The sequence below is a fragment of the Streptomyces inusitatus genome (assembly GCF_014651115.1).
GTDB lineage: Bacteria > Actinomycetota > Actinomycetes > Streptomycetales > Streptomycetaceae > Streptomyces > Streptomyces amakusaensis.
Genome location: NZ_BMWG01000012.1, coordinates 173,041 through 182,111, shown reverse-complemented (window position 1 = coordinate 182,111; position 9,071 = coordinate 173,041). Strand labels below are relative to the sequence as shown.

The window sequence follows — 9,071 nt, the reverse complement described above, 5'->3', positions numbered from 1 at the left end:
CGCCCGGGCCCCGCGGCGGGGCCCCCGGGGCCCGGGCCCCGCGGCCCGCCTGGCCCGGCCGGCCCCCCCCCGCGGCGGGGCCGGCGGGGCCCGCCCGGGTCAGTCCGCCAGCAGCCAGGTCAGCACCCGGGGCAGCGCGTGCAGCGCGTCGAAGTGCGCGGCGGCCGGCTCCAGCACCGCAGTGGCCCCGGGGATGCGCTGGGCCAGCCAGCGCGAATGCCCCACCGGCGAGAAGACGTCCTTCTCGCCGTGCCAGAGCATCACCGGCCCCTTGATGTCCGCGGGATCGAATCCCCAGGGGCTGCAGAAGGCGAGCGCGTCGTCGATCCAGCCGTACGCCGACGTCCGCAGCGCCTCCTGATAATTGCGCAGCAGCATCGAGCGGACGCCTGCGTCGGCGACCACCATCCGGTCCGATTCGGTCAGTTCGCGGCGCAGATCGTTGAGAAGCTTGATGGGGTCCTTACGGATCTCCGCCGAGCGGAGGATGAACCGCTCGGTGAGCACCGCGGGATCGTCCGATGCGAAGGTGTACTCCAGGACATTGGAGGCCGCCATCCCCTCGAACCAGTCCAGCCCGTCCGCGTCCCGGGGCGCGAGCGTCACCAGCGCGGCGGTACGGGTCACCCGCTCCGGCATCAGCGCGGCGCAGGCCAGCGCGTGCGGCGCACCGCCCGACCGGCCGACCACGGCGAACCGGTCGAGCCCCAGCTCATCGGCGATGGCCCGGACATCCTGGGCCACATCGACGACACTGCGCCCGGCCAGCCGGTCCGAGCCCCCGTAGCCGGGGCGGTCGTAAGCGATCAGCTGGGTGTGCCGCTGGTACAGCACCATGCCGCGCGGCGCGGGCCCCAGCCGGCTGCCCGGGGTGCCGTGCAGCAGGAAGACCGGCCTGCCGCGCGGGTCCCCCAGCCGCTCGACCATCAGATGCCGCCCGTCCCCCGCGTGCACCCGACGTCGCACGCCCGCCCCCTTCGTCGTCGTCAGTGACCTCTGCATGCGTGTGTGTGCCTTCGGCATTCCCACCCCCTGACGTCTACCCAGCGCGGTCCCCGACCGGGCCTGCTTTCACCGTCTTTCCGGAATTACCGCCAAAGTGCCGTACGTATGCGGTGAAGAGCCCCTGAACGCCCTCGCGCCCTCGTGTACCCGTTCTGGAACCGGCCTGATGTGCCCGCGCGTGTGCCCGCGCGCCTCTCACCCGCCGGAGCCGGGCGGGTCCGCCGGGGCGCGGGCCGGCCGCCGCAGCGCGCAGACCGTGGTGATCAGCGCGCCCGCCACCGCCCACGCCGCGAGGATCAGCATCGGACCGGCCGCGCCGTTGCCCCGGAAGTACGCGATCGAGCGCGCCGCGAAGGTGCCCGCGCCCGGGGGCAGCGCCGGGCCGATCTCCCGCCAGAACGGCGGCAGCAGCGGATACGGATAGGCCCCGCCCGCGCTCGGATTGCCGAGGACCACCACCAGCAGGATCGCCAGACCGATGCCGACGATGCCCGCCAGCCCCTGAAGGGCCAGGGTGATCGCCCCCACGGTGAAGACCAGCAGCGCGCCGAGCCCCCAGAGCGCGGGCACACTGCCGGGCAGCGCGTCCAGGACCGGGCCGGCGATCACCGTGCCCAGCAGCCCCGCCGCGATCGAGTACAGCAGCAGCGCGCCCAGCCGGATCAGCGCGCGATGCCCGTTGGCGGGCCGCGCGCCCGCGCTGATCGCGAGGATCGCCGCGCAGAGATAGCCGCCCACGCACCAGCCCACGACCAGATAGAAGGAGGAGAGGCCCCGGGCGTCGCCGGGGGAGTCCGGGACCACGTCCACCACCTCGACGGAGCGCCCCCGCTCGCGCTCGGCCCCGGCGACGACCTCGGTCAGGGCGTCCGCGAGCGAGGCCCCCGAGGCACTGGCGACCAGCAGCCGGTCCGGCCCGCCGCCGGGGCGGACGATCAGCGCCCCGTCGGCCTCCCGGGTCTCGATCCGCCGCCGCGCGCTCGCCTCGTCCGGCGCGGCGCTGGGGTCGAGCGGCTCGCCCGCCAGCCCGGCGAGCAGGTTCACGGTCCGCCCGGTCAGCTCCGCGGTGGGCGCGGCGACCGCGATCGGGATCCGGTGCGGTTCGGGCTTGTGGAAGGCTCCGATGTACGAGGTGATGAAGGCGATCTGGAGCGCCAGCACCCCGATGACCAGCACCGCGGCGCGCACGCTGACCGCGTCCTTGACCTCGGCGACAAAGCCTTGGGGCCCGCTTCGGTCCGCCGGGGGAGGACCTTCCGGAGTGCCGCTGGTTGTCCGCGTCATGGCCCCACGCTCCGCGCCGGGCGCGGTTCACGCAGTCGCTGGGCGGCCGAATGGCGCAACGGCGGCCACCACGAGCAGCGCGCCCGCCGGGGAGGGGCGGGCGCGCTGGATCGTCACCGGTTCGGTCCGATCAGAGGGCGATCAGCGGAGGATCGCCGAGAGGGGGCCGGGGCGGGTCAGTGACCGGCCCGGGTGCCGGCCGTGGCGCGGCGGCGGGCGGTGCCGAACATCGCGGCGGCACCGAGGGCCAGCGCGGCCGCGCCGCCGATCGCGATGTACGGGGTGGTGCTGTCGCCACCGGTCGCGGCGAGGTTCTCCTCGGCCGCGACCTCGGCGGGCGCGCCCTGGGCCGCGGGGGCGTTGCCGGCCGGCTTGGCGGCGGTCTGCTGGGCGACGTGCTCGGCGTTCGCCGCCTTCTCCGCGGAGGTGTCACCGCCGTGTCCGCCGTGGTCGACGGTGGAGTTCTCGGTGCCCTGCTTGATCTCGCCCTCGGAGGGGGCCTGGGCGACCGGGGCGGCGCCGGTGCCCGTACCGGCGCCGATCACCACGTCGGAGCAGGTGTAGAACGCCTCGGGGGAGTCCGAGCGCTGGAGGATCGAGTAGATCAGGTGACGGCCGGAGCGCTGCGGGACGGTGCCGTCGAAGACGTACGAGCCGTTCACCAGCGTCGGGTTCTTGATGCTGGCGAAGGGCTGGGCCTCCAGGTCCGACCACTTCAGCGGCTTGGTCGCGTCGTAGCCCTGCTTGGTGATGAACAGCTCCATCGTGCCCACGTGGGGGGCGGTGGCACGCCAGCGGAAGGTGTGGTTGCCGGAGGCCAGCTTGGTGGTGGGCCAGTCGGTACGGGGGAGGTCGAGGCCCTTGTACTTGGCGCGGCCGACGCTGCACAGCTGGCCGTCGGGGATGATCTGACGGTGGCGGCCGGCCGCGTCACCGATGTTGACCTCGTTCCAGTCGTACAGCGGCTGGGTGCCGCCCGCGGCGACCAGCGCCTTGCAGGCGGCCGAGTCGGGGCTCTCGGGGCCCTCGGCGAAACATGCCGAGATCCGGCTGACCGGGTCCTGCATCGAACCGTGCGCGGCGGCGGGCGTGGCGGTCAGGGTGGTCAGCGCGATCGGCGCGACGGCCAGGGCGGCGACCATGGCCACCTTGCTACGAGTGGTCATTCTGGCGTTCTCCTCGGTGGGCGTCGTGGGGGGTTCCGGGGCCGGTCCAACACAGGCGGTGCGGCTCTTGACCGCCTGCGGTGCTGTCGTTCGAACCGGCCCCGGCGATCAGAAAGTTAGCTGTTCGAATCGTCGAAATCGCCTCTGAGGACGGCTGCCCGGTGATCCTTATCCTTGCTTTAAGGAAGTGCTAAGAGGGGGCTGAGGAACACCACTCGGCCGCGAACGGCCGTGACTCTCGGTGAGATTCCCGCTGGTGAAACGTTCGCGAAGGTGATCGGCCGCGTTTGCCGGGGACCCGTTGGGGGCGGTGCGGTTGACGTCCGAGCGGCCGCGGCCCCCGCGTCGGCGCCCGTGCCGGGGGCGGGACCGCCGGGGCTGCCGGGGCTGTCGGGAGGGGCTGGGCGTCAGCCCGTGCACGGATGGCCCTCACTCGATCGAAGGAACCTGTCCCGGCCATGTCTTGACGGTTCGTCATCTCATGTTCGGGGGTGCCCGGAGGCCTTCCCCCGCCGCCGTCGGCCCCGCCCCCGGCGCGCTCGGGCGGAGCGGGTGCGCGGCGGCCTGCGCGGCGGCCCGGCCGAGTGGTCGCCCGCCGCCCCCGGGGCTGGGCGCGGGACCGGACGGTGTCGCTGGGGCCGGAGGGTTCCGGCAGCTCAGCGGGGGTCCATGGGGCCTGGTCGGCCGGACGGCGGACCAGGCGGCCGGTCCGCTCGCGGCGGCGGCGGGCCCCGGCCGGGGCGAGTGCGCCCCGGAGCCGCCCCCGCGCCCCGGCGGCGGTCCCGGACGCCCGGCGCGGCCGGGTCCGCCCGCCCCCGGCCGCCGCCGTCGCCCGGCCCGGCGGCCCGCCGTCGGGGCGCCGCCCTCCCGGAAAGGACAAAAGCGGTCAACTGGCGGGCGGTGTACCGCTCAAGTGGGAGGTGCCGTCCGCCCGGAACCTGTAACTTCGTCCCGTCGGCCGGCCACTTTCCGGCCGTCCGTCACACCCGGGCCCGGGCCGGCACAACCGGCGGACCGAGCGGAGGAGTCATCCGTGACCCTGACCCCTGAAGAGCGTCAGCAATTCCTGGCCGAACCGCATATCGCGGCCCTGGCTGTGAGCGCGGAGGAAGAGGACCGGGCGCCGCTGACGGTGCCGGTCTGGTATCAGTACGCACCGGGCCGGGACATCTGGATCCTCACCGGTCTCGGCTCCCGCAAGGAGCGGCTCATCGCGCGCGCGGGCCGGTTCTCCCTGCTGGTCGACCGGCTGGAGCCCAGTGTGCGGTACGTGTCCGTGGAGGGCCCCGTCGTGGCCACGGTCCCGGCCACCCGCAAGGAGCTGGTGGAGATCACCGCGCGTTATCTGCCCGCCCGGAAGGTCGCCTCCTACGTCGAGTTCGCGGAGAAGGAGCTGGGCGAGCAGGTGATCATCCATATGCGTCCGCAGCGCTGGAACAGCGCGGACCTGGGCCGGGTCTGACCGTACCGCCGGACGGTCACGCCCCGTGTGCGGGTGCGAATCCGGCGGCGGGCGCGAGGGCCCGCGCCGGTAACGCCCCGCCCGGCACCGGGCCGCCTTCCGTCAAGGTCTCAGCCGCCTCGTCGGCCATGGCTCGCGGCACCCCCGCCCACCAGGCGATACCGCCGCTCCGGGCGGCCCGTGCCGCCGTACCGCAGGGTCACCTCGACCCGGCCGGTCTCCACGAAGTACTCCAGATACCGCCGGGCGCTCACCCGCGACAGCGAACCGGCCTCCGCGCACTCGGTCGCCGAAAGATCGCCGCCCCGCTCCCGCAGCACCCGCTCCACCAGCTCGGCCGTGTGCGCCGCGAGCCCTTTCGGCAGCCCGCGCGCACCCGGCGGCCGGGCCCCGAATATCTGATCCACATCCTCCTGACGTGCCTCCCCGAGCCTTTCGAACCGCGACCGCAAGGCCGCCATATGCCTCAACTGCTCTTGCAGGGAAGCCTGATTGAACGGCTTGATCAGATAGTGCAGCGCGCCCGCCCGCAGCGCCGCCCGCACCAGCCCCGCGTCCCGGGCCGCCGTGATGAACAGAGCGTCCACCCTCGCCCGTGACTCGTCCCGCTCCTCCGCCGCCCGCAGCTCGCGCAACACCGTCAACCCGTCCATATCGGGCAGATAGATGTCGAGCAAGACCACATCGGGCCGCAACCGTTCAGCCGCACGCAGAGCCTCGGCGCCGGTGTGCGCGACTCCCGCGACCCGGAACCCCTCCGCCATGGACACATAGCGGCTGTGCAGCTTGGCGACCATGAAGTCGTCGTCCACTACCAGCACTTTCATCACGCGCACACGCTAAGCGGTGACCACAATGACCACAACGTCCGTTGATTCCGGAAGAGAGACACTTTCTTAACGCACCGGCAACATGTGGGCCACTTCACACATTCCCCTACCGAAAGGCGGCTCACGTGCGATTGCGCACTCCCCTCGCCCTGCTCGGGGCTGCGTTGCTGGTGTTCGTGGGGCCGCCACTGCTCAGCGAGGGCAAGGGCTCCGACACCGGCACGCAGATCCCCGGGCTGCGGTTCATGGTCCCGAACACTCCCGGCGGCGGCTACGACATCACCGCGCGGACGGCGGCGAAGAACGCCGAGGACGCCGGCCTGACCCACAACGTCGAGGTCTTCAACCTCCCCGGGGCCGGCGGCACCGTCGGACTGACCCGGCTGGTCGGCGAGCACGGCAACGGCAAGCTCGCCATGTCGATGGGCCTCGGCGTCGTCGGAGCCGTCCACACCAACAAGACCCCCAAGACGCTCGCCGACACCACGCCGATCGCCCGCCTCACCGAGGAGCAGGGCATCGTCGTCGTCGGCAAGGACTCCCCGTACAAGAACATCGACGATCTCGTCGCCGCGTGGAAGAAGGACCCGGGCAAGCTCCCGGTCGGCGGAGGCTCCTCCCCGGGCGGTCCCGACCACCTCGCGCCCATGCTGATGGCGCAGGCCGCGGGCATCGCGCCCAAGACCGTCAACTACATCCCCTTCGACGGCGGCGGCGAGCTCCTCGCCTCCATCCTCGGCAACAAGGTCGGCTTCGGAGTCTCCGGCGTCGGCGAGTACCTCGACCAGATCAAGTCCGGCGAACTCCGGCTGCTGGCCGTCACCGGCGCGGAGCGGGTCCCCGGCCTCGACGCCCCCACCCTGCGTGAGGCGGGCATCGACACCGAGTTCACCAACTGGCGCGGGATCGTCGCCCCGCCCGGCATCTCCAAGAACGAGCGGGAGAAGCTCACCAACCTGATCAAGGAGCTGCACGCCTCCGACGAGTGGAAGGAGTCGCTCAAGAAGAACGGCTGGAACGACGCCTTCCTCGTCGGCGACAAGTTCGGTGACTTCCTGGACGAACAGGACAAGCGCGTGGACTCGGTGCTGAAGGAGCTCGGACTGTGAACTCACAGGAATCCCCCGCGACTCAGTCGACGGACGCCTCCGCCCGCCCGGCCGGCCCCCGGTCCTGGCTGCGCGAACACTCCGAGATCGGCGTCAGCGTCCTTCTCTTCCTGATCGGTGTGCTCGTCCTCGCGGACGCGCTCACCATGGACGTCGACATCGCCCAGCGCGGCCCCGTCGGCCCCAAGACCGTCCCGATAGCCGTCGGCATCGGCCTCCTGGTGATCGCCGTACTCCTCGCCGTCGACGTCGTCCGCGGCGGACACGGAGAGGCGGAGGGCGGCGAGGACGTCGACCTCAGCGAGCCCAGCGACTGGCGTACGGTCCTGCTGCTCGCCGGAGTCTTCCTCGGCTTCGCCGTCCTCATCGGCCCGCTCGGCTTCCCCATCGCCGGAGCACTGCTCTTCTGGGGCGCCGCGTTCGCCCTCGGCAGCCGGCAGTTCCACCGCGACCCACTGATCGCCGCGTCCCTCGCGCTGGTCACGTACTACATCTTCAACAATCTGCTCGGCGTTCCGCTCCCCGGTGGCCCGCTGATGGGGGTGCTCTAGCCGATGGACTCTCTCAATTCGCTGATCGACGGATTCGGCACCGCGCTGACCCCGATCAACCTGCTCTGGGCGGTGATCGGCGTACTGCTGGGCACCGCGATCGGAGTGCTGCCCGGCATCGGACCCGCGATGGCCGTGGCGCTCCTCCTGCCCGTCACCTACGGCCTTGAGCCGACCGGCGCGTTCATCATGTTCGCCGGCATCTACTACGGCGCGATGTTCGGCGGCTCCACCACCTCGATCCTGCTGAACACCCCGGGTGAGAGCGCGGCGGTCGTCGCCGCCATCGAAGGCAACCCCATGGCCAAGTCGGGGCGGGGCTCACAAGCCCTCGCCGCCGCCGCGGTCGGACACTTCGCGGGCGGTCTGATAGGCACCATCCTGCTGGTCGCCCTCGCCCCCACCGTCGCGGAACTGGCCGTCGACATCGGCGCGCCGGACTACTTCGCCATCATGGTGCTCGCCTTCATCGCGGTCACCTCGGTCCTCGGCTCCTCCCGCATCCGCGGTCTCGCCTCCCTGCTGATCGGCCTCACCATCGGCCTCGTCGGCCTGGACCAGATGACCGGCCAGCAGCGGCTCACCTTCGGCTCGCTCCACCTCGCGGACGGCATCGAGGTCGTCATCGTCGCGGTCGGCCTCTTCGCCATCGGCGAGGCCCTCTGGGTCGCGGCCCACCTCCGCCGCAACTCGGACCCGCCCATCCCGGTCGGCCGCCCCTGGCTCGGCAAGGACGACCTGAAGCGCACCTGGAAGCCCTGGCTGCGCGGCCCCTTCATCGGCTTCCCGTTCGGCGCGATCCCCGCGGGCGGCGCGGAGATCCCGACCTTCCTCTCCTACGTCACCGAGAAGCGGCTCTCCAAGAACAAGAAGGAGTTCGGCAAGGGCGCCATCGAGGGCGTCGCCGGTCCCGAGTCGGCGGCCTCCGCCTCCGCGGCGGGCACCCTGGTCTCCATGCTGACCCTCGGACTGCCGACCACCGCGGTCGCGGCCGTCATGCTGGCCGCCTTCCAGCAGTACGGCATCCAGCCCGGACCGCTGCTCTTCGAGCGCGAGCCGGACCTGGTCTGGGGCCTCATCGCCTCGCTGTTCGTCGGCATGGTCCTGCTGCTCGCCCTCAACCTGCCGCTCGCGCCGGTCTGGGCGAAGCTGCTGAAGATCCCGCGCCCCTACCTCTACGCGGGCATCCTCTTCTTCGCCGGAGTCGGCGCGTACGCGGTCGGCGGCGAGGCCCTCGACCTGGTCATCCTGCTGCTCATCGGTCTGCTGGGCTTCGGGATGCGGCGGTACGGCCTGCCCGTGCTGCCGGCCGTCATCGGTGTCATCCTCGGCCCGGCCGCCGAGCAGCAGCTGCGCCGTGCCCTCCAGATCAGCGACGGCAGCGTCAGCGGCCTGTTCAACACGCCGTTCTCGGTCACGATCTACGTGATCATCGCGATCCTGCTCTCCTGGCCGCTGATCAAGAAGGCGATCGTCCGCCGTCGCGGCGCCGACGCCTGATCCAACGGCACCTTCCCCACCGCTCCCGCCGATGCGCCGGCGGGGCGGGCCGTGAACCGAACGGCCCGCCCCGCCCCGATCGAACGGGTCGGCGGTGGGGGGCCCCCCCCTCCCCCCCCCGGGGGCGGCCGCCGCGCCCTGGGCGTCGCGGGCCCCTCCGCCCC

Annotated in this window: 8 protein-coding genes; 4 read left to right on the top strand and 4 right to left on the bottom strand. The window is 72.4% G+C overall.

Features of this window, described 5'->3' with window-relative positions:
• Window positions 1-99 precede the first annotated feature (99 nt).
• The 3 genes from IE247_RS19710 to IE247_RS19700 all read right to left on the bottom strand — a co-directional run bounded on the left by IE247_RS19710 (window position 100) and on the right by IE247_RS19700 (window position 3,455).
• A complete protein-coding gene (locus IE247_RS19710) occupies window positions 100-966 on the bottom strand; it encodes an alpha/beta fold hydrolase (protein ID WP_190124499.1) in 867 nt (288 codons plus the stop codon).
• Between the two features lie 234 nt (window positions 967-1,200).
• The gene (locus tag IE247_RS19705; protein ID WP_190124498.1) at window positions 1,201-2,289 is read right to left on the bottom strand and encodes a YhgE/Pip domain-containing protein; all 1,089 of its coding nucleotides are present in this window, start codon (window positions 2,287-2,289) and stop codon (window positions 1,201-1,203) included.
• A 176-nt stretch (window positions 2,290-2,465) separates the two neighbouring features.
• Complete coding sequence (locus IE247_RS19700; protein WP_190124497.1) at window positions 2,466-3,455, bottom strand: lytic polysaccharide monooxygenase auxiliary activity family 9 protein; 990 nt, start codon at window positions 3,453-3,455, stop codon at window positions 2,466-2,468.
• A 1,033-nt stretch (window positions 3,456-4,488) separates the two neighbouring features.
• Here IE247_RS19700 and IE247_RS19695 point away from each other — a divergent pair.
• Window positions 4,489-4,917, top strand: a complete 429-nt coding sequence (locus IE247_RS19695) for a pyridoxamine 5'-phosphate oxidase family protein (RefSeq protein ID WP_190124496.1) — start codon at window positions 4,489-4,491, stop codon at window positions 4,915-4,917.
• Window positions 4,918-5,027: 110 nt separating this feature from the next.
• On the opposite strand, the gene IE247_RS19690 is transcribed toward IE247_RS19695, so the two are convergent.
• Complete coding sequence (locus tag IE247_RS19690; RefSeq protein ID WP_190124495.1) at window positions 5,028-5,744, bottom strand: response regulator; 717 nt, start codon at window positions 5,742-5,744, stop codon at window positions 5,028-5,030.
• Window positions 5,745-5,872: 128 nt separating this feature from the next.
• Between IE247_RS19690 and IE247_RS19685 the strand changes: the two genes are divergently transcribed.
• The 3 genes from IE247_RS19685 to IE247_RS19675 are packed head-to-tail and all read left to right on the top strand — an operon-like array spanning window position 5,873 to window position 8,907.
• Window positions 5,873-6,856, top strand: a complete 984-nt coding sequence (locus IE247_RS19685; RefSeq protein ID WP_190124494.1) for a Bug family tripartite tricarboxylate transporter substrate binding protein — start codon at window positions 5,873-5,875, stop codon at window positions 6,854-6,856.
• Window positions 6,853-7,407: a tripartite tricarboxylate transporter TctB family protein gene (locus tag IE247_RS19680; protein WP_190124493.1), complete on the top strand. Its 555-nt coding sequence runs from the start codon at window positions 6,853-6,855 to the stop codon at window positions 7,405-7,407. Before IE247_RS19685 ends, IE247_RS19680 begins: the two co-directional genes overlap by 4 nt.
• 3 nt (window positions 7,408-7,410) lie before the next feature.
• A complete protein-coding gene (locus IE247_RS19675; protein ID WP_190124492.1) occupies window positions 7,411-8,907 on the top strand; it encodes a tripartite tricarboxylate transporter permease in 1,497 nt (498 codons plus the stop codon).
• The last annotated feature ends 164 nt before the right edge of the window (window positions 8,908-9,071 follow it).